The sequence below is a fragment of the Malikia granosa genome (genome assembly GCF_002980595.1).
GTDB classification, from domain to species: Bacteria; Pseudomonadota; Gammaproteobacteria; order Burkholderiales; family Burkholderiaceae_C; genus Malikia; species Malikia granosa.
Map to the genome: position 1 here is coordinate 1 of NZ_PVLQ01000011.1, position 25,051 is coordinate 25,051.

At 69.3% G+C, this 25,051-nt stretch carries 17 protein-coding genes; 9 read left to right on the forward strand and 8 right to left on the reverse strand.

The annotated features are described in order from the left end of the window. Window positions 1–39: 39 nt before the first annotated feature. Complete coding sequence (locus tag C6P64_RS02720) at window positions 40–1,980, forward strand: ATP-binding cassette domain-containing protein (RefSeq protein WP_105747062.1); 1,941 nt, start codon at window positions 40–42, stop codon at window positions 1,978–1,980. 4 nt (window positions 1,981–1,984) lie between these two features. Here C6P64_RS02720 and C6P64_RS02725 read toward each other — a convergent pair whose 3' ends face one another. Next, a complete protein-coding gene (locus C6P64_RS02725; protein ID WP_105747063.1) occupies window positions 1,985–2,830 on the reverse strand; it encodes a creatininase family protein in 846 nt (281 codons plus the stop codon). Between the two features lie 105 nt (window positions 2,831–2,935). Here C6P64_RS02725 and C6P64_RS02730 point away from each other — a divergent pair, with 105 nt between their 5' ends. From C6P64_RS02730 to C6P64_RS02755, 6 genes are all read left to right on the forward strand, one after another. Continuing rightward, on the forward strand, window positions 2,936–5,107 hold the full coding sequence (locus C6P64_RS02730) for a protein-disulfide reductase DsbD family protein (protein WP_105747064.1): 2,172 nt from the start codon (window positions 2,936–2,938) through the stop codon (window positions 5,105–5,107). Between the two features lie 82 nt (window positions 5,108–5,189). Continuing rightward, window positions 5,190–6,323, forward strand: coding sequence for a uroporphyrinogen decarboxylase (hemE, locus tag C6P64_RS02735; protein WP_105747065.1), 1,134 nt, complete (start codon window positions 5,190–5,192; stop codon window positions 6,321–6,323). A 282-nt stretch (window positions 6,324–6,605) separates the two neighbouring features. Continuing rightward, window positions 6,606–8,792: a replication restart helicase PriA gene (gene priA / locus C6P64_RS02740; RefSeq protein ID WP_211296784.1), complete on the forward strand. Its 2,187-nt coding sequence runs from the start codon at window positions 6,606–6,608 to the stop codon at window positions 8,790–8,792. 117 nt (window positions 8,793–8,909) lie between these two features. After that, window positions 8,910–10,955: an ATP-dependent helicase gene (locus tag C6P64_RS02745; protein WP_105747066.1), complete on the forward strand. Its 2,046-nt coding sequence runs from the start codon at window positions 8,910–8,912 to the stop codon at window positions 10,953–10,955. Window positions 10,956–10,992: 37 nt separating this feature from the next. Beyond that, a complete protein-coding gene (locus tag C6P64_RS02750; protein WP_146115850.1) occupies window positions 10,993–11,514 on the forward strand; it encodes a putative pterin-binding protein in 522 nt (173 codons plus the stop codon). A gap of 4 nt (window positions 11,515–11,518) precedes the next feature. Further along, window positions 11,519–13,360, forward strand: a complete 1,842-nt coding sequence (locus tag C6P64_RS02755) for a response regulator (protein ID WP_105747068.1) — start codon at window positions 11,519–11,521, stop codon at window positions 13,358–13,360. A gap of 41 nt (window positions 13,361–13,401) precedes the next feature. Here the strand turns inward: C6P64_RS02755 and fmt are convergent, their stop codons facing one another. Both fmt and def read right to left on the reverse strand, forming a co-directional pair. Beyond that, on the reverse strand, window positions 13,402–14,376 hold the full coding sequence (gene fmt / locus C6P64_RS02760) for a methionyl-tRNA formyltransferase (RefSeq protein WP_105747157.1): 975 nt from the start codon (window positions 14,374–14,376) through the stop codon (window positions 13,402–13,404). Between the two features lie 10 nt (window positions 14,377–14,386). After that, complete coding sequence (gene def, locus C6P64_RS02765) at window positions 14,387–14,905, reverse strand: peptide deformylase (protein WP_105747069.1); 519 nt, start codon at window positions 14,903–14,905, stop codon at window positions 14,387–14,389. Between the two features lie 223 nt (window positions 14,906–15,128). Here def and C6P64_RS02770 point away from each other — a divergent pair, with 223 nt between their 5' ends. Both C6P64_RS02770 and dprA read left to right on the forward strand, forming a co-directional pair. Next, window positions 15,129–16,361: a LysM peptidoglycan-binding domain-containing protein gene (locus tag C6P64_RS02770; RefSeq protein WP_105747070.1), complete on the forward strand. Its 1,233-nt coding sequence runs from the start codon at window positions 15,129–15,131 to the stop codon at window positions 16,359–16,361. An 18-nt stretch (window positions 16,362–16,379) separates the two neighbouring features. Continuing rightward, window positions 16,380–17,525: a DNA-processing protein DprA gene (gene dprA / locus C6P64_RS02775; RefSeq protein ID WP_105747071.1), complete on the forward strand. Its 1,146-nt coding sequence runs from the start codon at window positions 16,380–16,382 to the stop codon at window positions 17,523–17,525. 55 nt (window positions 17,526–17,580) lie between these two features. Here dprA and secF read toward each other — a convergent pair whose 3' ends face one another. The 5 genes from secF to C6P64_RS02800 form a co-directional block, all read right to left on the reverse strand. Then, window positions 17,581–18,534 carry a protein translocase subunit SecF gene (gene secF / locus C6P64_RS02780; RefSeq protein ID WP_105747072.1) on the reverse strand — a complete coding sequence of 318 codons (954 nt, stop codon included), beginning with the start codon at window positions 18,532–18,534 and terminating at the stop codon, window positions 17,581–17,583. A 13-nt stretch (window positions 18,535–18,547) separates the two neighbouring features. Continuing rightward, complete coding sequence (secD, locus tag C6P64_RS02785; RefSeq protein WP_105747073.1) at window positions 18,548–20,452, reverse strand: protein translocase subunit SecD; 1,905 nt, start codon at window positions 20,450–20,452, stop codon at window positions 18,548–18,550. Window positions 20,453–20,521: 69 nt separating this feature from the next. Beyond that, entirely contained in the window at window positions 20,522–20,842 is a 321-nt protein-coding gene (gene yajC / locus C6P64_RS02790; RefSeq protein ID WP_105747074.1) for a preprotein translocase subunit YajC, read from the reverse strand. 62 nt (window positions 20,843–20,904) lie between these two features. After that, on the reverse strand, window positions 20,905–21,285 hold the full coding sequence (locus C6P64_RS02795; RefSeq protein WP_105747075.1) for a hypothetical protein: 381 nt from the start codon (window positions 21,283–21,285) through the stop codon (window positions 20,905–20,907). 67 nt (window positions 21,286–21,352) lie between these two features. Next, window positions 21,353–24,961: an indolepyruvate ferredoxin oxidoreductase family protein gene (locus tag C6P64_RS02800; protein ID WP_105747076.1), complete on the reverse strand. Its 3,609-nt coding sequence runs from the start codon at window positions 24,959–24,961 to the stop codon at window positions 21,353–21,355. Window positions 24,962–25,051 lie beyond the last annotated feature (90 nt).

The window sequence follows — 25,051 nt, forward strand, 5'->3', positions numbered from 1 at the left end:
GGGCTGGGGCTGGGGCTGGGCAGGCGGATAATCCCTCACATGGCTTTGATCACTCTCAATCAGGTATCGCTGGCGTTCGGGCATGTGCCCCTGCTGGATCACCAGGACTTCTCCCTCGAAACGCAGGAGCGCGTCGGCCTGGTGGGCCGCAACGGCACCGGCAAGTCGTCGCTGCTCAAGATATTGGCGGGGCTCGAAAAGCCCGACGATGGCCTGGTCCAGACTCAGAACGGCTTGCGCCAGGCCTATGTGGCGCAGGAACCGCTGCTCGATGGCGATGCCAGCGTGTTCGAGGTCACGAGCGAGGGACTGGCACGCGCCAAGTGGGTGCGCGAGCAGTATCTGGAGCACGCGCCGGGAGTCGATCTCGATGCGCTGCAAAACGAGATCGAGGCGCTCGATGCCTGGAACTGGGAGCAGCGGGTCGAACAGACGCTGGACAAGCTGCAACTCGATGGCTCGACCCGGGTCGGCGAGCTGTCGGGCGGGCTCAAGAAGCGGGTGGCCTTGGCGCAAGCCCTGGTCAGCCAGCCTGATGTGCTGCTGCTCGACGAGCCGACCAACCACCTCGACCTCGACGCGATCGGCTGGCTCGAGGAGCTGCTGCTGGGCTTCAAGGGCAGCGTGGTGGTGATCAGCCACGACCGAGCCTTCCTGGACCGGGTCACGACGCGGACGGTCGAGCTCGATCGCGGCCGACTGATGAGCTATGCGGGCAATTTCAGCCAATACCAGGTGCTGAAGGAGGAGCAGCTCGCGCAGGAGGCAGTGATCAACGCCAAGGCCGACAAGCTACTGGCCCAGGAGGAGATCTGGATCCGCAAGGGGGTCGAGGCGCGGCGCACGCGGGCACAGGCGCGCATCGAGCGGCTGTCGGTGCTGCGCTCGCAGCGGGCGCAGCGGCGCGAGGCCGTCGGCCGGGTGCGCATGGAGGTCAGCAGCGGCGCGCCGAGCGGCAAGCTGGTGGCGGAGCTGGAGAACGCGAGCAAGTGGTTCGGCGAGGGCGATTCGCGCAAGACCATCGTGAAGAACTTCACCGCCACCATCCTGCGCGGCGACAAGGTGGGACTGATCGGCCCGAACGGCGCCGGCAAGACCACGCTGCTGAAATTGATCCTGGGGCAGCTGGAGCCCGACGAGGGCACGGTCAAGCGCGGCACGCAGATGCAGGTGGCCTATTTCGACCAGATGCGGGACCAGCTCGACCTGGATGCGACGCTGGAGGATTTCATCAGCCCGGGCAGCGAGTGGGTCGAGATCAATGGCCGCCGCACCCATGTCAAGAGCTATCTGAGCGACTTCCTGTTCTCGCCGGCGCGCGCGCATGCGCCGGTGCGTACGCTGTCGGGTGGCGAGCGCAACCGGCTGCTGCTGGCGCGCCTGTTCGCGCGCCCGGCCAACGTGCTGGTGCTCGACGAGCCGACCAACGACCTCGACATCGACACGCTGGAGCTGCTCGAAGGCCTGCTGGCCGAGTACGAGGGCACGGTGTTCCTGGTCAGCCACGACCGGCGCTTCCTCGACAACGTGGTCACGAGCACGATCGTGTTCGAGGGCGACGGCCTGTGGCGCGAGTACGAGGGCAGCGTGCAGGACTGGCTGACGCAGGCGGCGCGGGCGCAGGGCGCAGTGGCCGGATCGCCGTGGGGCGCCAAGACCTCTTCCGGCAAGCTGGGCGAGAAGACGCCGGCGGCCAAGGGACAGGCAACGGCGGCAGCGCCTGCGGCGGCACCGGCGCCCAGCGTCACGCCTCAGGTCAAGCGCAAGCTGAGCTACAAGGAACAGCGCGAGCTCGAGGCGCTGCCGGCACAGATCGAGGCGCTGGAGCAGGAGCAGCAGCAGATCGACCAGGCACTGGCCGACGGCCAGCTGTATGCGAACGAACCGGCCAAGGCTGCCTTGCTGTCGGCACGCCACGGCGAGATCGAAGAGGCACTGATGACGGCGCTGGAGCGCTGGGAGCAGCTCGGCGGGGTCTGAGCGCTCAGGGCTGCAGGTCGGGCAGGTCCACCAGGGTGGAGAGCGGCAACTCGCTGAGCTCCTGCAGCAGCTGGGCCAGCGAGCGCCCGGCGGCTTCGACCAGTGCCCGCCCGGTCGCGGCATCGGCCAGCGCGGCGTTGCCGACCGCGCCCTGCGGGTGGTAGTCCTGCATCTGCCAGGCCAGCTTGGCGCTGCGGCCGTTGCCCAGGATCGGGTACTGGGCGGCGCGCTGTTGCGAGGTGGACGGGAAGTCGCGGGCCCGGTCCATGCGCACGAGTTCGGGCTTGAGCGCGAGCATCATCGAGGTCTCGACCTGGCCGGCATGGATGCCGAAGCGGTGCTCGGCGGCGCTGAAGCGGGTGTTGAGGTCATGGCCCTGCTCGTCGAGCAGGGGCAGGTTGAACCAGCTCGCGCTGTAGACCAGCATGTCCAGGCGGGTGCGCAGGTCGCGCGCGACCAGGTCCATGATACCGGCATGGCCGCCGTGGCTGTTGAAGATCAGCAGCTTGCGCACGCCAGCGCGCGCGACCGACTCACCGATATCGGTCCACAGCCGCAGCACGGTCTCGGGCCGCAGCGTGAGGGTGCCGGGAAAGCGCTGGTGCTCGGGACTGAGGCCGACCGACTGGGTTGGCAGCACATAGGCCGGGCAAGTCGCCGGCAGGTGCGGGCCAGCGGCCGCCAACACCCCGTCGACCAGGTCGGCATCGACCGACAGCGGCAGATGCGGGCCGTGCTGCTCGATCGCGGCGACCGGCAACAAGGCGACGCTGCGCTCGGGATCGAGGCTGGGGAAATCGGTGGTGCAGAGGTCGGCCCAGCGGCGCAGGACAGGAAGGGAATCGGGCATGGCGAGATCTTAAGCCGGACAGGGATTGGAGCGGTCCTGCACAATGCGGTGCCGGGACTGCGGCATCTGCCCAGCCCCGATCTCCCCTTACCTGCTTGCTTCACGATGCGTCACTGGATCGCCCGACTGCTGTTCGCCCTGCTGTGTACCCTGTCCTGGCCCAGCTGGGCGCTGGACCTGACCGGGGGCGGCATCGTCAAGACCGAGCAGGTGAGGGCCGAGCTGCTGGTCCATGCCCCGGAGGGAGTGACCGCGGGCAAGCCGCTCTGGCTGGGGCTGCAACTGCAGCATACGCCGCACTGGCACAGCTACTGGAAGAACGCGGGCGACTCGGGGCTGCCGACCGAGCTGCGCTGGACCCTGCCGGCTGGCGTGACGGCCGGCGAGATCGCCTGGCCGACGCCGCGCAAGTTCCCGCTCGGCGAACTGGCCAACTACGGCTATGACGGCACGGTGTTGCTGCCGGTGCCGCTGCAAGTCGGCCCCGAATTCCAGGGCGAGGCGCTGGTCGTGAAGCTGCAGGCGAACTGGCTGGTCTGCCGCCAGGAATGCATCCCGGAGGAAGGGCATTTCCAGCTCCGGATTCCAAGCCAGGGCTCGACGGCCCAGCATGCGAGCCTGTTCCAGCAGGCCTGGGACGCGGCGCCGCGCGCCCAGGCAGCGGCGAGCAGCCGGCTGCAGCCCGACGAAAAATCCCTGCAAGTCAGCCTGGACGGATTGCCGGCGGCTTGGCGCGGCCAGTCGCTGGAGATATTTCCCGAGACGGCCGGGCTGATCGCACCGGGCGCACCCTGGACCCAGGCCTGGAACGGTGCGCAATGGAGCGCGCGCCTGCCGCTGTCACCGGAGCGCAGCGAGGGGCCGAGCCAGGTGGCGCTGGTCGTGGCGCTGGCAGGCAAGGCCGAATCGCCGGCCGGGGTGCGGATGGAAGTGCCGGTGCAAGGCAAGTGGCCGGCCGCCGCCGCGCGCAGCGAAATCCCGGAGGCACTGAAGCAGGCGCTGGCGCAAGCGCCTCAAGATACAAGCGCCAGCAGCAATTCCGCAACGACGGGCCGCATCGGCCTGTGGGCCGCCTTGCTCGGTGCGCTGGCGGGCGGTCTGATCCTGAACCTGATGCCCTGCGTGTTTCCCGTGCTCGCGATCAAGGTAATAGCCTTCGCACGCCATGCCGATGACCGGCGTGCGCACCGCCGGGCCGGGCTGGCCTACACGGCGGGCGTGCTGCTGTCCTTCCTGGCGCTGGGCGGCCTGCTGCTGCTGCTGCGGGCAGCGGGCGAACAGCTGGGCTGGGGCTTCCAGCTGCAGAACCCGGCGGTGGTGGCCGGGCTGGCACTGCTGTTCACCGTGATCGGACTGAACCTGGCCGGGCTGTTCGATTTCGGCCGCCTGCTGCCGGCCTCGCTGGCCGGGCTGCAGTTGCGCCATCCGCTGGCGGATGCCTTCCTGACCGGCGTGCTGGCAGTGGCGGTGGCGTCGCCCTGCACGGCACCCTTCATGGGGGCCTCGCTGGGACTGGCGATCGGCCTGCCGGCGGCACAGGCCTTGTCCGTCTTCGCGGCCATCGGCATCGGGATGGCGCTGCCCTATCTGGCAGCCAGCTTCTTCCCCTGGGTCGCCCATGCGCTGCCAAGGCCCGGCGCCTGGATGGAGACGCTGCGCCAGTTCATGGCTTTCCCGATGCTCGCGACCGTGGTCTGGCTGCTCTGGGTGCTGGGTCAGCAGACCGGCATCGATGGCGCGGCGACGCTGCTGCTGGCGCTGCTGCTGCTGGCCTGGCTGGCCTGGGCAATCAGCCGACGCGGCAAGACCCGCCGCTGGCTCGCGCCGCTGCTGCTGGCCGGACTGCTGGGCTGGCTCTGGCAAGCGGGGGGACGGATCTGGACTCCGCTGAATGAGCCGGCGCAGGCGACGACGGCATCCGCGCTGCCGACTGCCGACCGGAACTGGCACGGCTGGACGCCCGAGCGCCTGGCTCAGTTGCAAACGAGCGGCCAGCCGGTGTTGGTGGACTACACCGCAGCCTGGTGCGTGACCTGCCAGTACAACAAGGGCACGGTGCTGGCCGACCGGGACTTGCTGGCCCATCTGGCCGACGCGGGGGTGGTGCTGTTGCGCGCCGACTGGACCCGGCGCGACCCGGCAGTGACCCAGGCATTGGCGGCGATCGGGCGCAATGGCGTGCCGACCTACGCGCTCTACCTGCCCGGCCAGGCGCCCAGGCTGCTGTCCGAACTGCCGAGCCGCGCCGAGGTGATCGAGGCCTTGGGTCGACGCTGAGCCGTTTGCGATCGATCAAGTCCTGCGCGATCTCGGGAGCGGGAGGCCGGCCGGCTGGCAGCGCTGCTGCGACAATGTCGGGATGAGCACGAACGCGACCCCCGGCAGCTTTGCCCCGCTGCAAAACGACAGCTTCCTGCGCGCCTGCCTGCGCCAGGCCACCGACCACACCCCGATCTGGCTGATGCGCCAGGCCGGGCGCTACCTGCCCGAGTACCGCGCCACGCGCGCCCAGGCCGGCAGCTTCATGGGACTGGCGACCAACGTCGACTACGCCACCGAGGTCACGCTGCAACCGCTCGAGCGCTACGAGCTCGACGCAGCGATCCTGTTCAGCGACATCCTGACGGTGCCCGACGCGATGGGACTAGGCCTGAGCTTTGCGCTCGGCGAAGGCCCCAAGTTCGCCAAGACGGTGCGCACCGAGGCCGATATCGCCGCGCTGGCCGTGCCGGACATGGACAAGCTGCGCTACGTGTTCGATGCGGTGACCTCGATCCGCCGCGCGCTCAACGGCCGGGTGCCGCTGATCGGCTTCTCGGGCAGCCCCTGGACGCTGGCCTGCTACATGGTCGAGGGCGGCGGCTCGGACGACTACCGCCAGGTCAAGACGCTGATGTACCAGCGCCCCGACCTGATGCGTCGCCTGCTCGAGGTCAATGCCGACGCGGTCGCGCTCTACCTGCGCACCCAGATCGAGTCCGGTGCCCAGGCCGTGATGATCTTCGACAGCTGGGGCGGCGTGCTGGCCGATGGCAATTTCCAGCAGTTCAGCCTGGCCTATACCAGGCGGGTGCTGGACCAGCTGCCCAAGGAGTTCAATGGCCAGCGCATCCCGCGCATCGTGTTCACCAAGGGCGGTGGCCTATGGCTGGACGACATGAACAGCCTGGACTGTGACGTGCTGGGCCTGGACTGGACGGTGAACCTGGCGCAGGCGCGCGCCCGGGTCGGCGGCCAGGTCGGTGGACCGGGCAAGGCCTTGCAGGGCAACCTGGACCCGAATGTGCTGTTCGCCGATCCCGAGCAGGTGGCTGCCGAGGCCGTGCGCGTGCTGGAGAGCTTCGGCACGCCGCATACCGACCGCGACACGACCGGCCCGACCCATGTGTTCAACCTGGGCCACGGCATCAGCCAGCATACGCCACCCGAGATCGTCAAGGTGCTGGTCGATACCGTGCATGCGCATTCGCGCCTGATGCGCGCGCGCGGCTGAAGCGACGAAATCCGATGTGGAAAACGGGCTTTTGCACAGTTTGGTCGCAGCGTCAGGGGACAATCCTGGTGCCCGCCAGCTGGCTGAGTCCGGCGAGAAGAAATCTTCAAGCCTTTGTAAATATTGGATTTTTTCTCCAGCCCATGGACGGACTCCGGGCCAGAAGGCCAAGCAGCAGGGGCAAATGTCCAGTTCACCCGCACCGGTTGCCAACAAAGTTATCCACAGAAATTCCGCCTACGCGACAGCGGCAGGTCGGCAGCCAATTTCCGGTCTCGATGAATGGCTGATGCTGGCGACCCGAACCTGTCGCTGACCCCGCTGGCGGTGGTCGTGACCACGCCCGCCTACAGCGGCCTGGGCCCGGCGCTGACCTATGTGCATGAGCGCCCGCTGGAGCCAGGAACCCTGGTGCGGGTGCCGCTGGGCCAGCGCGAGGTGCTGGGCCTGGTCTGGGAGGCGCCCGGTCTGAGTCTGGAAGGACTGGAGCCCGGACAGGCGCGCGCAGTGCTGCAGGTGTTCGATGCGATCCCGCCGCTCGACGCCGCCTGGCGCGGGCTGGCGAGCTTTGCCGCGCGCTACTACCAGCGCAGCCTGGGGGAGGTCGCGCTGGCCGCGCTGCCGCCGCAGTTGCGCGATCTGCAAGCCGAGCAGCTCGCGCGCAAGCTCAAGCGGCTGGCCAAGGCGGCGGGCAGCAGCACGAAGGGCGGGCACCAGCCTGATGCCGCAAACTCGAACGCCGGGGCGCCGGCGGCGGAATCCGCAGCGGACAACAGCGCCCCGCCCGAGCTCAGCCCGGAACAGGCCGTCGCGCTGCAGCGCTTCCAGGCCGACGATCGGCCGGCGCTGCTGTTCGGCACCACCGGCAGCGGCAAGACCGAGGTCTATCTGCGCGCGGTGCAGGAACTGCTCGAGCAGGACCCGCAGGCCCAGGCCCTGGTCATGGTGCCCGAGATCAACCTGACGCCGCAGCTCGAGGCCCGCTTCCGGGAGCGCTTCGCGCGCTGGGGCGTGGTCGCGCTGCACAGCGGGCTGACGCCGGCGCAGCGGCTAGACCACTGGCTGCTGGCGCACCAGGGCCGGGCGCGCATCCTGCTCGGCACCCGGATGGCGATTTTTGCCAGCCTGCCGCAGTTGCGCCTGATCGTGGTCGACGAGGAGCATGACCCGAGCTACAAGAGCCAGGAAGGCGCGCGCTACTCGGCGCGCGACCTCGCGATCTACCGGGCCAAGCGCGAGAGCGAGGGCCGATCGCCCGGGCATTGCCGCGTGCTGCTGGGCTCGGCCACGCCCTCGCTCGAGAGCTGGCGCGCAGCCGAGATCGGCCGCTATCTCAAGCTCGAGATGCCGCAGCGCATCGGCGGCGGCGCGCTGCCCAGGCTGCGGCTGGTCAACATGAACCACCAGCCCAAGCAATGCGTGCTGGCACCAGCGCTGCTGGAATCGATCGCCGAGCGCGCCGCACGCGGCGAGCAGAGCATGATCCTGCTGAATCGCCGTGGCTACGCGCCGGTGCTGGCCTGCCACGCCTGCGGCTGGAAGAGCGACTGCCCGCACTGCAGCGCGCATGCGGTGTTCCACAAGATCGACCGCACGCTGCGCTGCCACCACTGCGGCCACAGTGCGCGCGTGCCCTATGCCTGCCCGGACTGCGGCAACCTCGACATCGCGCCGGTCGGGCGTGGCACCGAGCAGCTCGAGGAACAGATCGCCGGCCTGCTGGCCGATGCCCGGCGCGCCGATGGCGGGCCGATCCGGGTGCTGCGGCTGGACGCCGACAGCACGCGCGCCAAGGGCAGCCTGGAGCAGCAGCTCGCCGGCATGCACGAGGGCGAGTTCGACGTGCTGGTCGGCACCCAGATGATCGCCAAGGGCCATGACTTCCGCCGCATCACGCTGGTCGCGAGCGTCAACGCCGACGGCGGCCTGTTCGCGAGCGACTACCGGGCGCCCGAGCGGCTGTTCGCCCTGCTGCTGCAGGCCGCGGGCCGGGCCGGACGCGATGCCAGCTTCGTCGCCAGCCAGGGCACGGCGGTCGAGCTCTGGGTCCAGACCTGGTACCCCGAGCATCCGCTGTTCGCAGCCCTGGCCCAGCATGACTACCCGGCCTTCGCCGCGCAGCAGCTGCAGGAACGTGAAGAGGCGCTGATGCCGCCCTACTCCTTCCAGGCGCTGGTGCGTGCCGAAGCGCGCACCCAGGAGGCAGCGCAGGCACTGCTGAACCTGGCAGCTCAGGCCGGCGAGGCGCTGCCCGGGCGCGAACACCTGACGCTCTACCCGGCGGTGCCGATGGCGATCCAGCGCGTGGCCAACATCGAGCGCGCGCAGATGCTGATCGAGAGCGATTCGCGACCGGCGCTGCAGGCCTTCCTGGCGGCCTGGCAGGAGCAGCTGCAGCTCGCGCGCAGCCGGCCCGAGGCCAAGGGCGTGCTGCGCTGGGCCATCGACGTCGATCCGCAGGCGATCTGAAGCGCGGCTGCCACACATAGGCTGGAGCGGGGACGAAATCGACACATGAAACGGCAACCAGAAGCGAAAAAACTGCTCTACCTTTATCATTGAGAGCCTTTTCATGCGCCCCACCCCATGTCAGCCGGACTGAACATCGCCCAACTCGATGCCGTGAATCACCTCGGCGGCCCCTGCCTGGTGCTGGCAGGCGCCGGCTCGGGCAAGACGCGGGTGATCACGCACAAGATCGGACGGCTGATCCAGGCCGGGCTGGCGGCGAACCGGATCGCGGCCATCACCTTCACCAACAAGGCGGCGGCCGAGATGCGCGAGCGCGCGCGCCAGCTGGTCGGCAAGGCGGCCAAGGACGTGCTGATCTGCACCTTCCACTCGCTCGGGGTGCGGCTGCTGCGCGAGGACGGCAAGGCGCTCGGGCTGAAAAGCCAGTTCTCCATCCTCGACACCGATGACATCACCAGCATCCTGAAGGACTGCGGCGGCACCACCGACAGCGCGACCGCGCGCCAGTGGCAATGGACCATCAGCGGCTGGAAGGGCGCCGGCCTGAACGCCGAACAGGCGCTAGCCCAGGCCAGTGACGAGAACGAGCGCGTGATCGCGCTGGTGATGGCGCGCTACCAGGAGCGACTGGCCGCCTACCAGAGCGTGGACTTCGACGACCTGATCGCGCTGCCACTGAAACTGCTGCGCGAGCATGCCGAGGTGCGCGAGAAATGGCAGAAGAAGCTCGGCCATGTGCTGGTCGACGAATACCAGGACACCAACGCGACCCAGTACGAGCTGCTGAAATTGCTGGTCGGCGAGCGCGGCCGCTTCACCGCGGTGGGCGACGACGACCAGTCGATCTACGGCTGGCGCGGCGCGACGCTGGACAACCTCAAGAAGCTGCCGCAGGACTATCCCGAGCTGCGCGTGATCAAGCTCGAGCAGAACTACCGCTCGACCAGTGCCATCCTGCGCGCGGCCAACAACGTGATCGGCCCGAATCCCAAGCTGTTCCCGAAGACGCTCTGGAGCGAGCTCGGCGAGGGCGAGCCGGTGCGCGTGACCGCCTGCGACCAGGAGGACCACGAGGCCGAGCGCGCCGTGGCCCGCATCCAGAGCCTGCGCGCCAACCACAAGCACAAGGCCTTCAAGGACTTCGCGATCCTGTACCGCGCCAACCACCAGGCGCGCGCGCTCGAGACTGCCTTGCGCCGGGCGCAGATCCCGTACAAGGTGTCGGGGGGGCAGAGCTTCTTCGATCGGGCCGAGATCAAGGACCTGTGCGCCTGGCTGCGGCTGCTGGTCAACAACAATGACGATCCGGCCTTCCTGCGCACGATCACGACCCCGAAGCGCGGCATCGGCCACCAGACGCTGGCACAGCTCGGCGCCTTCGCGACCCAGTACAAGCTCAGCCTGTTCGAATCCCTCTTTTCGCATTCGCTGGCGGCGGCGGTCAACGCGCGCGCGCTGGCCGGACTGCACGAGTTTGGCCGCTACCTCAACGACCTCGAGCACCGTGCGCGCCAGACCCGCGGCGCCGAGGCGGCCAAGGCCTTCCTGAGCGACTGGCTCAAGGACATCGGCTACGAGCAATACCTCTACGACAGCGAGGACAGCGAGAAGGCTGCCGCCGCGCGCTGGGGCAACGTGATCGACTTCTGCGACTGGGTGGCGCAGCGCTGCGGCGGCCAGATCGACGACAGCGGCGGCATCACGACCGAGCGCGAGGTCAGGTCGATGCTGGAAGTCGCGCAGACCATCGCGCTGATCTCCACCATCTCGGAGCGCGAGCAAGAGGCCGACCAGGTCACACTGTCGACCCTGCACGCCTCCAAGGGCCTGGAATGGCCGCATGTGATCCTGGCCGGGGTCAACGAAGGCCTGCTGCCCTTCAAGCCCGACGACGATGGCGACGGCGCGGCGCTGGCCTTGCGCATCCAGGAAGAGCGACGGCTGATGTATGTCGGCATCACGCGCGCCCAGCAGACCCTGGTGGTGAGCTGGCTCAAGCGGCGCAAGAAGGGGCGCGAGATGGTTCCGGGCCAGCCGAGCCGCTTCATCGAGGAGATGGGGCTGGACCAGGCGACGGTCAAGGAAGACCCGCGCGAGAAGTTGCGCGCACTGCGCGCCGAGTTCGCCGCCCGTGCGGCACAGGCACAAGCGGCGCCATGAGCGCCACCATGAAAACAAGCAATCGATGGGGACAATCATGCACCAAGCCGGATCGCGCCGACCCGTGCTGGGCCTGTTGCTGGCAGGCTGCTGCCTGCTGCTGACCTGGCCTGGACTGGCCCAGGAAGCCACGCCACCCGGCAAGACGGTGCTGACGATCAGCGGCAGGATAGGCGCCGTGCCGCCGGGTGTGCCGGTCGCCTTCGACCTGGCCCGGCTGGAGGCGCTGCCACAGCGCAGCTTCACGACCCAGACGCCCTGGCAGGACAAGCCGCTCCAGTTCACCGGTCCGCTGCTGCGCGAGGTGCTGGCCTCGGTCAAGGCCCAGGGCAGCCAGCTCAAGGCGATTGCGCTCAACGACTACAAGGTCAGCATCCCGGTCTCCGATACCCAGCGCTTCGACATGCTGCTGGCCCTGCGCGTCAATGGCGAACGGATTCCCGTGCGCAGCAAGGGCCCGCTGTTCGTGGTCTACCCTTACGACAGCGACGAGGAGCTGCGCAGCACGCTCTACTACAGCCGATCGATCTGGCAGCTCAAGGCGATCGAGGTTGAATGAGTCCATGCGCCTGCCCAGCCATCGCCGCCTCCTGCTCGGACTGTCGCTGACGGCAGCGCTGCTGGCCGTGGCATTCGCGATCATGCTCGCGGTGCTGATGCGCCAGAGCCGTACCGTCGAAACAGCGACCCGGCTCCAGGGCGACTCGATCACCGCGCTGACCTTCCAGCTCGAGCGCGAGTTCCTGCGCCTGCGCTCGGACCTGGCCTTGACGCTGCGCAGCCGCAACCCGCCCGACTGGGAAGCGGTCACGCTGCGCTACGAGATTTTCCTGAGCCGGGTCGAACTGCTGCGCGACAACCCGAGCACCCTCAAGCTGCGCCTGCGCTCGGAATACCAGGAGCTGATGCCACGGCTGGAGCAGTTGATCGCCGATGCCACGCCCTTGCTGAACACCGCCCAGCAGCATCGCGCCGCGCTCGAAGCGCTGCTCGAGCACCTCTACCAGCTGGGGCCGGACATCCAGGCCCTCTCGGTCGCCTCGAGCCTGGTGGTCGCCGGGTTGATCGAGGAACAGGTGCTGGTACTGAATGCGCAGAGCGCCCAGATCCGGTGGCTGGTCGGCGCCCAGCTGCTGCTGCTGTTGCTGGCGGCGACCGGCCTGCTGCTGCGCCAGCGGCGCCAGGAGCAGGAACAGGCCGCGCTGCAGGCGCTCAATGGCGAGCTCGCCACGGCGCGCGACCTGGCCGAGGCCGCGAGCCGCAGCAAGAGCCGCTTCCTGGCCAACATGAGCCACGAGCTGCGCACCCCGTTCAACGGCATGCTCGGCATGCTCGGCATGCTCGAGGACAGCCAGCTCGACCCGTTGCAGCGCACGCACATGCAGACCGCCAAGGACTCGGCGCAGCATCTGCTGCACCTGCTCAACGACATCCTCGACCTGTCGGCGCTCGAGTCGGGCCAGATCAAGACCCAGCTCGAGCCAGTCGACATGCGCCAACTGCTCGCGGACATCCAGCAGCTCATGGCCAGCCAGGCACGGCACAAGGGCCTGGAGTTCCGGTTCGAGGCACCGCAACAGTGGCCAGGCTGGATCGAGACCGATCCGACCCGGGTGCGCCAGATCCTGTTCCACCTGCTGGGCAATGCGATCAAGTTCACTGACAGCGGCCGCATCACCCTGAGCGTGAGCTGCGCGGCCCGGCCAGATGGCCGGCTGCACTGGCGCTGCGCGGTCAGCGATACCGGCATCGGGATGGACCCGGCCCGGCTGGCCCAGCTGTTCCAGCGCTTCCACCAGCTCGAGGCGGACGCGAACCGGCGCTTCGGTGGCAACGGCCTGGGGCTGGAGCTCTCGCGCACGCTGGCCCGCCTGATCGGCGGCGACATCACCGTCGAGAGCCAGGCCGGGCAAGGCTCGACCTTCACGCTGACGCTGGAGACGCCACTCTGCCCCGGCCCCGCGGTCCAGCAGCTAGCAGCGGCCAGCCCGGCAGCGCTGCCGGCGGTCGGTCCGAACGAAGCGGCGCCTGCGCTCGACATCCTGGTGGCCGAGGACCACCCGGTCAACCGCAGCTTCATCGGCACCCTGCTCGAGCGGCTCGGACACCGGGCCAGCTTCGCCGTCAATGGCCGCGAGGCGCTCGAACAGGTCGAGCAACGGGACTTCGACCTGATCCTGATGGACATCCACATGCCCGAGATGGACGGCCTCGAGGCGACCCGGGCGCTGCGCGCCCGCAGCGATGACAAGCGGCAGATTCCGGTCATTGCCCTGAGCGCCGACGTGATGAACGAGGCGCGCGAGCAGGCGCTGGCCGCCGGGGTCAATGAATTCCTGTCCAAGCCGGTGCAGAAGCAGCAGCTGCAACAAGCGCTGCTGCACTGGAGCCGGCAGCGCCACTGAGCGCCGCCCGCCCTGACCGCGGGTCGGCCCAGTGCCAGGGCTCAGACCGGTAGCTGGCCCAGGCGGTCGCCAGCCGCTAGCGCGACCCCGCGCAGGAAATCGGCCACCGGCAGGCGCTTGCCACCCGCACGCTGCAGCTCGGTCAGGCGCAGCAAGCCAATGCCAGCCTGCACCAGGACGCCATCGGCATCGGCGCTGCGCACGCTGCCCACGGGGCAATCGGCGCTGGCGGGCTGCTCACCCTCGGCCACGGCGGCCCAGACCTTGAGCGACTCGCCCTGCCAGCTCGTGACCGCGCCCGGAAAGGGGTTGAAGGCACGCACCCGGCGCGCCAGCGTCTGTGCGTCGAGCGACCAGTCGAGCAGGGCCTCGGCCTTCTCGATCTTGTGCGCGTAGTTGACGCCCGCGGCCGGCTGGGGCGTGGCGCTCAGGCCGCCGCAGGCCGCCAGTTCGAGCGCCTCGACGATCAGGCGCCCGCCCAGTCCGGCGAGCCGGTCGTGCAGCGTACCGGTACTGTCGTCGGGACGGATGACCAGCTTTTCCACCAGCAGCATGTCGCCAGTATCCAGCCCCTGGTCCATCTGCATGATGGTGATGCCGGTCTCGGCGTCGCCGGCCTCGATCGCGCGATGGATCGGCGCCGCACCGCGCCAGCGCGGCAGCAGCGAGGCGTGGATGTTCAGGCAGCCCAGGCGCGGCAGCTCCAGCGTCCACTGTGGCAGGATCAGGCCATAGGCGGCCACTACCAGCACGTCGGCACCGGCCTCCAGCAGCGCTGCGCGCGCAGCCGCTGCATCTTCCGGGTACTTGCCGTCGAGCTTGAGGCTCATCGGCTGCGCCACCGGGATGCCATGCTTGAGCGCCAGCTGCTTGACCGGCGAGGCCTGCAGCTTCATGCCGCGCCCGGCCGGGCGGTCCGGCTGGGTCAGCACCAGCGGCACCTCGAAGCCGGCGGCCAGCAGCGCCTGCAGCGCCACCGCGGCGAATTCGGGCGTGCCCGCGAAGGCAACCTTCAGGCTCGCCATCTCAGCGCTTCGCCTCGCGCTCGGCCTTGACCAGCTTGGCCTTGATGCGGTCACGCTTGAGCTGGGACAGGTGCTGCACGAACACCTTGCCGTTGAGATGGTCGATCTCGTGCTGGATGCAGACCGCGAGCAGGCCCTCGGCCTCGATCAGCCGGCTTTCGCCCTTTTCATCAAGCGCGCGCACCTTGACCGCGATCGAGCGCTCGACGCCGTCGTAGATGCCGGGCACCGACAGGCAGCCCTCCTCGCCGCGGCGCTTGGTCGGGCTGGCCCATTCGATCTCGGGGTTGATCAGCACCAGGGGCTGGTTGCGCTCCTCGCTGGTGTCGATCACGACCAGGCGCTGGTGGAAGTCGACCTGGGTCGCCGCCAGGCCTATGCCCTGCGCGTCGTACATGGTCGCCAGCATGCGGGCGATCATGGCGCGGATGGCGTCATCGACCGCCGCCACGGGCTTGGCCACGGTGTGCAGGCGCGGATCGGGGTAACGCAGGATGGTCAGCAGTTCGGTATCGGACATGGGGAGCTATATCGGTAGAAGGCGCAAGATCGCCGCCAGAGGCGCAGCGCAAAGGTGACTATTTTCGCGGCTTTTCCGCGTCGCGTCTGGCGCTGCGGGTTTTGCGCTTGCCAGAAGGGGGGACTGGAGGCAAGATCGGCATAAAAACCACCCGAGGGAGGAAGCGATGGCAGCCACGAGCAAGCCCGGGCCGGGCCAGGAGGCACAAACCCGAGAAACCGCCATGCCGGCCGTCAAGCCCGACCGACCGGCGGGCGGGCGCCGCGACCTGCTGGCCGGTGCCGCGGGCTTCACGCTGCTGTGGGCAGCAGCTCCGGCACTGGCCTTCCCGGACTATCCGATCACGGCCGGCCAGCGCGGCACCGCGCAAAGGGTGGCGCAGGCCGGCGTGCCGCTGTCCGAGCTCAGCCCGAACGCGCCGGAGCGCTATCGGATCAAGCGCGGCGACACCCTGTGGGACATCTCGGGGCTCTACCTCAGGCGGCCCTGGCGCTGGCCCGAGCTCTGGGGCATGAACCTGCAGCAGATCCGCAACCCGCACCTGATCTTCCCGGGCCAGTGGCTGGTGCTCAACAAGGCCGACGGCCGCGCCTGGCTCAGCCTGGAGCAGAAGGACCTGCCAGTGGTCAGGCTGTCGCCGCGCGTGCGCAGCGAGAACCTGGCCGAGGCGGCGATCCCGCCGATTCCGCTGGACAAGATCCTGCCCTTCCTGAACGAGGCCCTGGTGGTCGACGAAGGCACGCTGGCCGGTGCGGCCCGGCTGGTCGCCACGCCGGAGAACCGGGTGCTGCTGAGCCAAGGCGACCGGGCCTATGCCCGCGGCCAGTATGGCGACAGCGAGCGCCCGCAAGGCCTGCCGCTGCGGCTCGAGGCGGGCTCGCCGCGCCTGCTGCGCATCTTCCGCAACGCGGTCGCGCTGAAGGACCCGGGCAGCGGCGAGATCCTGGGCTACGAGGCGCAATATGTCGGCCAGGCCGAGCTCGCGCGCTCCGAGGACATCGTCGTCAGCACCGGCCCGGACGGCCAGCCGCGCCAGCAGGTCATGCCGGCAACCGTGGACATCACCGTGGCCAAGGAGGAGGTCCGGATCGGCGACCGCCTGCTGCCCGCGCCGCCGCCCGAGTGGCCGGTGTTCATCCCGCATGCGCCCGATCCCGAGCAGCAGGGGCAGGTGGTGTCGATCTACGGCAATGCCGTGCGCTACGCGGGCCAGAGCCAGATCGTGGCGATCAACCGCGGCGCGCGCGATGGCGTCGAGCCCGGCCAGGTGCTGGCCCTGCTCAAGGAAGGCGGGGTGCTGCGCGACAAAACCGATCCGGACAAGCCCGAGCTGCGCCTGCCGGGCGAACGCAACGGCCTGATGATGGTGTTCCGGACCTTCGAGCGGGTTTCCTACGCGCTGCTGCTGCAGATCACCGACGGCGTCAAGGTCGGCGACCGCTTCAGCAACCCCTGAGCCGCACATGAGCCGCACATGAGCCGCGCGCTGCCGGATGCCGAGCGCGACGCTTGGCTGCGCCTGAAGCTCACGCCCGGCGTCGGCGATGCGACCGCACGCAAGCTGCTGGCGGCCTTCGGCCTGCCGCCGGACCTGTTCGCCCAGCCCCGCGCGGCGCTGGCCGCGGTGGTCGGTCCGGCCCTGGCTGAGCGACTGCTGGCCGAGCCCGAGGGCTGGCAAGAGCTGTGCGAGCAGACCCGGCGCTGGCTGGACGGCGATGCGCGGCGCCAGTTGCTGACGCTGGGCGACCCCGACTATCCGGCCGAACTGCTGCAGATCGAGGACCCGCCGCTGCTGCTGCACCTGGAAGGCGATCCGGCCGCGCTGCGCCAGCCGCGGCGGCTGGCCATGGTCGGCAGCCGCAACCCGACCGCCCAGGGCGCCGACCATGCGCGCCAGTTCGCGCGCGCGCTGGCCGAGGCCGGCGCCTGCATCATCTCGGGGCTCGCGCTCGGCATCGATGGCGCCGCGCACGAGGGCGCACTCGAGGCCGGCGGCCATACCGTGGCGGTGGTTGGCACCGGGCTGGACCTGGTCTATCCGAAGAAGCACCAGGCGCTGGCGCGGCGCATTGCCGCCCAGGGCGCGCTGGTCAGCGAATGCCTGCTCGGCACGCCGCCACTGGCGCCCAACTTCCCCAGGCGCAACCGCATCATCTCGGGCCTGAGCCAGGGCGTGCTGGTGGTGGAGGCGGCGCTGCAGTCGGGCTCGCTGATCACCGCACGCCAGGCCGCCGAGCAGGGACGCGAGGTGTTCGCGATTCCCGGCTCGATCCACTCGCCGCAGTCGCGCGGCTGCCATGCGCTGATACGCCAGGGCGCCAAGCTGGTCGAGTCGGCACAGGACATCCTGGAGGAACTGCAGGGCCAGGCGGCTGCGCCGGCTCAGGATGGGACGGCTGGCGCGGCGCCAGACCCGCAGGGTGCCACGGCTGGCGGAGATCCGCTGCCGGACGATGCGCTGCTGCGGGTGCTCGGCTTCGAGCCCTGCGGACTCGATGCGCTGCAAGCCCGCTGCGGCCTGGACCTGCCGACCCTGCAGGCCAGGCTGCTCGAGCTCGAGTTCGACGGCTGGGTGGCCCGCCTGCCGGGCGGGCTCTACCAGCGGCGCGCGCGCGCCTGAAAAAAAGCCCCCCGGCCGTCAGGCAGGGGGGCTTGCAGGTCAAGGCTGGGGACGCTCAGACCACGGCGCCCGAATGCGGGTCGTCCGGATCGCCGGCCTTCTTGCTCGGCGCCTTGACCAGGTCCTCGCGCTTGATGCCAAGCCACATCGCGATCGCGGCGGCGACGAACACCGAGGAATAGATGCCGAAGCAGATGCCAATCGTCAGCGCGAGCGCGAAATGGTGCAGCGTCTGGCCGCCGAACAGCAGCATCGACAGCACCATGATCTGGGTCGAGCCGTGGGTGATGATGGTGCGGCTGATGGTCGAGGTGATCGCGTGGTCGATCACCTGCACCGAGTCCATCTTGCGCTGGCGCCGGAAGGTCTCGCGGATGCGGTCGAAGATCACCACCGACTCGTTGACCGAGTAACCCAGCACCGCCAGCACCGCCGCCAGCACCGCGAGCGAGAACTCCCACTGGAAGAAGGCGAAGAAGCCCAGGATGATGACGATGTCGTGCAGGTTGGCGATGATGCCCGAGACCGCGTATTTCCACTCGAAGCGGATCGCGAGGTAGAGCATGATGCCGGCGATCACGAAGGCCAGCGCCTTGAGGCCATCCTGCAACAACTCCTTGCCGACCTGCGGACCGACGAACTCGGTGCGGCGCAGCGACACCCCGGGATTCTGCGCCTTGAGCGCGGCCATCATGGCCTCGCTCTGCTGGCCCGAGCTCTGGCCCTGCAGCACCGGCAGCCGCATCAGCACGTCGCGCGAGGTGCCGAAGTTCTGCACCGGCACGTCGGCATAGCCCAGGCTCGCGACGACCTTGCGCACCGACTCGAGGTCGGCCGGCTGCTCGTAGGCGACTTCCATCACGGTGCCGCCGGTGAACTCGACCGAGAAGTTGAGCCCGCGCGAGAACAGGAAGAAGACCGCCGCCAGGAAGGTGATCAACGACACCGCGTTGAGCACCAGCGCGTGGCGCATGAAGGGGATGTCCTTCTTGATTCGAAACAGTTCCATCGGGTTCTTCCTGTCAGTCGGCCTTGGCCGCGGCATCGGCCGGTTTCCACACCGTGCCGATCGACACGGACTTGAGCTTCTTCTGGCGGCCATACCAGAGGTTGACCAGGCCGCGCGAGAAGAACACGGCAGAGAACATGCTGGTCAGGATGCCGATGCAGTGCACGACCGCGAAGCCGCGCACCGGGCCGGTGCCGAAGGCCAGCAGCGCCACGCCGGCGATCAGCGTCGTGATGTTGGAGTCCAGGATGGTGTCCCAGGCATGCTCGTAGCCGGCGTGGATCGCGGATTGCGGTGCCGCGCCGTTGCGCAGCTCCTCGCGGATGCGTTCGTTGATCAGCACGTTGGAGTCGATCGCCATGCCGAGCGCCAGCGCCATCGCGGCGATGCCGGGCAGGGTCAGCGTGGCCTGCAGCATCGAGAGCACGGCGACCAGCAGCAGCAGGTTGACCGACAGCGCGATGCTCGAGAACAGACCGAACAGCATGTAGTAGACGCACATGAAGACGGCGATCACGATGAAGCCGCCGATCACGCTGTTGAAGCCCTTGGCGATGTTCTCGGCGCCCAGGCTCGGGCCGATGGTGCGCTCCTCGATGATCTCCATCGGCGCGGCCAGGCTGCCGGCGCGCATCAGCAGCGCGAGGTCGGTCGCCTCCTGCGGGCTGTTCATGCCGGTGATCTGGAAGCGGTTGCTGAGCTCGGACTGGATGGTCGGCGCGGTCAGCACCTCGGGGCGGCCCTTCTCGATCAGCACCACCGCCATGCGACGCTTGATGCCGTCGCGGGTGACGGCGCGCATCGCGGCGCCGCCCTTGGCGTCGAGCGTCACGCTGACCACCGAGCTCGAGTGCTGCTGGTCGATCGAGGCATCGGCGCCGGTCAGGTTCTCGCCGCTGAACACCACCTCGCGCGACAGCAGCAAGGGCTCCTTGCGGCCGTCGCGGGTCGAGTAGAGCAGCTCGGTGCCGGGCGGCACCAGGCCCTGTTCGGCCTCCTGCAGGCGGGCCGGGTTGTAGTCACGCGCGCCGGGCTGGCCATGGGCCTCGACCATGCGCACTTCCAGCGTCGCGGTGCGACCCAGGATGTCCTTGGCCTTGGCCGTGTCCTGCACGCCCGGTAGCTGCACCACGATGCGGTCCTGGCCCTGCTGCTGGATCACCGGCTCGGCCACGCCTAGCTCGTTGATGCGGTTGTTCAGGGTGTTGATGTTCTGCTTGAGCGCCTGCTCCTGGATCGCGCGCGCGCCTTCGGGCTTGAGGCGGGCCGTCAGGCGGAACTCGCCCTCGGCGGCGGATTCGGTGAACACCCAGTCGTTGAACTGGGTCTTGAGCAGCTCGCTCGCGGCATTGAGCGACTCGGCATCACGCAGCCGGATGTCGAGCGCCTGGCCCTCGCGGCGCACGATGGCGCGCAGGTTCTTTTCGCGCAGGGCGGTGCGGACATCGCCGGCCAGCCCGTCGGCGCGCTTGACCAGCGCGCCCGGCATGTCGACCTGCAGCATGAAATGCACGCCGCCGCGCAGGTCCAGACCGAGGTACATCGGCGCCGCATGCAGCGACTGCAGCCAGGCCGGGGTGCGCGGGAGCAGGTTCAGCGCCACGACATGGCCGGGATCGGCCCGGTCGGTGTTGAGCGCGTGGTCGATCGCGTCGCGCGCCTTGATCTGCAGGTCGGTGCTGGCAAAGCGCGCCTTGACCGAGTTGCCGTCGAACTGGATCGCTTCGGCCGCCAGCCCCTGTTGCGCCAGCACCTGCTCGACGCGGCCGACCATGGACAGGTCGACCTTGATGGTCGCCTTGCCCGAGGAGACCTGGACCGCCGGCGCCTCGCCAAAGAAGTTGGGCAGGGTGTAGAGGGTGGCAATCAGCAACGCGACCACGATGGTCACGTATTTCCACAGGGGATATCGGTTCATGAGCCTGGCGCTCCGTTCAAAAAGCCGAACGGCCGGACCCGGGCCCGGCCGAACTCAGTCGCAGGGGAATTACTTGAGGCTGCCCTTGGGCAGCACCTGCACCACGGCGGAGCGTTGCAGTTGGACTTCGACGCCGCTGGCGATCTCGACGCCGATATGGCTGTCACCGATCTTGCTGACCTTGCCGAGCAGGCCACCCGCGGTGACGACCTCGTCACCCTTGGCCAGCGCGTCGATCATGGCCTTGTGTTCCTTCTGCTTGCGCATCTGCGGCCGGATCATGACGAAATACAGCACGCCGAACATCAGCACCAGCGGCAGCATGCTCATCAGGGTCGATTGGGTGTCGCCGCCAGCGGCGGCCTGGGCGAAAGCGGGAGAAATGAACACTTGGGGTCCTGTCAGAAAAGAATTCGGATGCAGCAAGCCTGGAGGGCCGGCCTGCGGCCATTCTAATCGTCGCCCAAGTCGAAGCGCTCGCGCAGGGCCTGGGCGAAGCCGGGCGTGCCGCCCAGGGTCAAGGTCAAGGTGTAGCGCGGCAGGCCCTCGCCGACAGGGCCGCCAGCCAGGCGGCGCGCGGCCGGGTCGTAGTCGAGCTCGAGCGCGGCGACGGTCTCGAGGCTGGCGTGCAAGTCGTAGTCCCAGTCGCCATCCTCCTCGAGCGGGCCGCGCACGCCGGCAAAGCCCTGGTGCGCCCAGTCCAGCAGGGCGGCGACCTCGGCCTGCAAGGCCGGCCATTGCGCGGCGCCGACGCTGGCCATCGCCTCGAAGCTGGCAAGGCCGGCGCTGTCTTCGCTGCAGTCGAAATGGAGGAAACGCAGGGTCTGGCTCATGTTGAGGGAGGTTCCATTTTTTCAGAAGAGTCCGATTGTGCTGCGACCGGTCGCGGCTCGGGCCGGCTCAGGCCCCGTCGCCGGCCGCTGCCTGCGCGCGCCACTGCGCCAGCAGCTCGGCCCAGCGCTCGCGCGCCGCCGCCAGGTGCCGCGCCTTGACATGGCCGAAGCCCTTGATCTGCCCCGGCAGGTGCGCGAGTTGCAGCGCCAGCGCGTGGTTGTCGGGCTTCAGCGTGCGCAGCAGCTCCTCGACCAGCGCCAGGTAGTCGTCGATCAGCGCGCGCTCGCTGCGGCGCTCGTCGCTGCGGCCGAACAGGTCGAAGGCGGTGCCGCGCAGGAACCTGAGCCTGGCCAGACCGCGCATCAGGCCCAGCATCCAGGGGCCGTAGTCCTGCTTGCTGAGCTCGCCGCGCGCGTTGCGCTCGGCCCAGAACGGCGGCGCGAGGTGGAAGCGCAGCCGGTAGTCGCCCTCGAAGCGCTCGGCGACCTCGCGCTCGAAGCGGCCGTCGGTATAGAGACGCGCCACCTCGTACTCATCCTTGTAGGCCATCAGGTCGTGCAGGTGGCGCGCGACTGCCTCGGCCAGCGCGGTCTTGCCGGGCACGCGCTCGGCCTCGGCCTGCTGCACGCGGCGCACGGCCGCCTCGTAGCGGCGCGCGTAGGCCGCATCCTGGTAGGCAGTCAGCCGTTCGACGCGGTCGCGCAGCAGCCCGTCCAGCCGCGGCCTGGGCTGGAAGCGCAGCGGCTGCTCCGCCGGCGCCAGCAAGGCCTGCACGCGGGCGCCGTCATGCGCCGACAGCCGGCCCCATTCGAAGGCAGCCAGGTTCTTCTCGACCGCCGTCGCGTTGAGCTCGATCGCGCGCCGCAGCGACTCGCGCCGCACCGGCACCCAGCCGCGCTGCCAGGCATGGCCGAGCAGCACCGGGTTGGCGTAGAGCGCGTCGCCGACCAGCTGGCGCGCGATGGCCTCGGCGTCGAGCACCGACAGCGCGGGCTCCCCGACCGTCTGGCCCAGGATGGCCTGGCATTGCGCGCCCGGGCTCTTCCAGCCGCCCTGGTGGACGAAGGCCGCCGTCGGCGCGACATGGGAGTTCAGCGCGACCCGGCTGCGGCCGGCGCGCAGGCGTGACACCGACTCGGCTTGCGCGGCGACGATCGGGTCGCAGCCGAGCAGCAGGTCGGCCTCGGCCATGCTGACGCGGGTGGTCAGGATGTCGGGCTGCCGGTCGGCGATCTGCACATGGCTCCAGGTCGCACCGCCCTTCTGCGCCAGCCCGGCGGCGTCCTGCGTCACGACGCCGCGCCCGTCCAGGAAGGCCGCCTCGCCGATCAGCTGGCCCAGCGTGATGACGCCAGTGCCGCCGACGCCAGCGATCAGGATGCCGTAGGGATGGACCGTGGCTGGCAGCTCGGGCTCGGGCAGCTCGCCCAGTTCAGCCGGATCGGGCAGTGCCTTGGCGGTGCCGCGCCGCAACCGGCCGCCCTCGACGGTCACGAAGCTGGGGCAGAAGCCGTCCAGGCAGGAATAGTCCAAGTTGCAGCTGCCCTGGTTGATCTGGCGCTTGCGGCCCAGCTCGGTCTCGAGCGGCTCGACGCTCAGGCAGTTGCTTTTCTCGCCACAGTCGCCGCAGCCCTCGCAGACGGCGGCGTTGATGAAGACGCGCCGCGCCGGCTCGACCAGCAGGCCGCGCTTGCGCCGGCGCCGCTTCTCGGTCGCGCAGGTCTGGTCGTAGATGATGGCGGTGGTGCCGGGGATCTCGCGGAACTCGCGCTGCAGACGGTCGAGCTCGTCGCGGTGCTCGACCGGTACATCCGGGGGCAGCCGCAGCGTGACGCCACCGACGGTGCGGTGCTCGGCGTTGACATACTTGAGCGGCTCGTCGGTCACGATCACGATCCGGCTCACGCCCTCGGCGCGCAGGCTGTGCACGATCTGCAGCACCGAATGGCCCTCGGGCCGCTCGCCGACCGGCTGGCCGCCGGTCATCGCGACCGCGTCGTTGTAGAGGATCTTGTAGGTGATGTTGACGCCGGCGGCGATGGTCTGGCGGATCGCCAGCAGGCCGCTGTGGAAATAGGTGCCGTCGCCGAGGTTGGCGAACAGGTGGGGCTCGCGGCTGAAGGGCTGCTGGCCGACCCAGGGCACGCCCTCGCCGCCCATCTGGGTGAAGCCCTGGGTGCGGCGGTTCATCCAGGTCACCATGTAGTGGCAACCGATGCCGGCAATGGCGCGCGAGCCTTCCGGCACCACGGTCGAGCGGTTGTGCGGACAACCCGAGCAGTACCAGGGCGGCCGGTCCGGCGCGCTGCCGCCCGCGTAGAGCGCCTGCAGCGAGCGTTCGCGCGCGTCGAGCAGCTCCAGATGGGCCTGCACCCGCTGCGCGATCGAACTGCCCGCCGCCAGCAGGCCGCGCCGCTGGAGACGGCGGCCGATCGCGCGCGCGATCAAGGCCGGCGTCAGGTCGGCGGTCGCGCGCAGCAGGGTCTGTCCGCTCGGGTCGGGCAGGCTCCATTCGCCGCCGCTGTGGTCGGCGCCAGCCTCGTCGAACTTGCCGAGCACGTCCGGGCGCACGTCGGGCCGCCAGTTGTAGAGTTCCTCCTTGAGCTGGTACTCGATGACCTGGCGCTTCTCCTCCACCACCAGGATCTCCTGCAGGCCGGTGGCGAACTCGCGCACCGTCTGCGCCTCCAGCGGCCAGACCACGGCCACCTTGTGCAGCCGGATGCCGAGCGCGCGGCAGGCCGCCTGGTCCAGCCCGAGGTCGGCCAGCGCCTGCAGCGTATCGCCCCAGGCCTTGCCGCTGGCGATGATGCCGTAGCGGTCGTCCGGGCCGGACCAGACATCGCGGTTGAGCCGGTTGGCGCGCACATAGGCCAGCGCGGCATACCACTTGTGGTTCATCAGCCGGTCTTCCTGCGCCAGCGGGGTGTCGGGCCAGCGGATATGCAGGCCGCCCTCGGGCACGGGGAAGTCCGGCAGCCAGATCTGCACCCGCTGCGGATCGACCTCGACCCCGGCGCCCGACTCGACCACCTCCTGGATCGTCTTCATGCCGGCCCAGAGCCCGGCATAGCGGCTCATGGCGAAGGCATGGATGCCCAGATCCAGGATCTCCTGCACGCTGGACGGGAAGAACACCGGCAGGCCGCAGGCCTTGAACACATGGTCGCTCTGGTGCGGCGCGCTCGAGCTCTTGGCCGCGTGGTCGTCGCCGGCGACCGCGATCACGCCGCCCCAGGGCGTGGTGCCGGCCAGGTTGGCGTGCTTGAACACATCCGAGCAGCGGTCCACGCCGGGCCCCTTGCCATACCAGATGCCGAACACGCCGTCATGCTTGTGCGTACCCGGCGGCGCGTAGCCCAGCATCTGCGTGCCCCAGAGCGCGGTCGCGGCCAGCTCCTCATTGACGCCGGGCTGGAACACGATGTCGTGCGCCCGCAGATGCTGCTTCGCCTTCCAGAGCGCCAGGTCATAGCCGCCCAAGGGCGAACCACGGTAGCCGCTGACCAGGCCGGCAGTGTTCTTGCCGGCCAGCGCGTCGCGCTGCTGCTGCAGCATGGGCAGGCGCACCAGGGCCTGGATGCCGCTCATGAAGACATGGCCGCGCGCCAGCGCGTACTTGTCGTCGAGCGTGACGGACTGCGCTGCAGGACGGGAAGGAACCGGTGCATTCATCGACGTTCTCCTGCGGACGGATGGCGACGACTCGCGGGGAAACGAATTCCGGGCCGCGACCGCTACAGACGACTGTATGCCCGCCCGCCG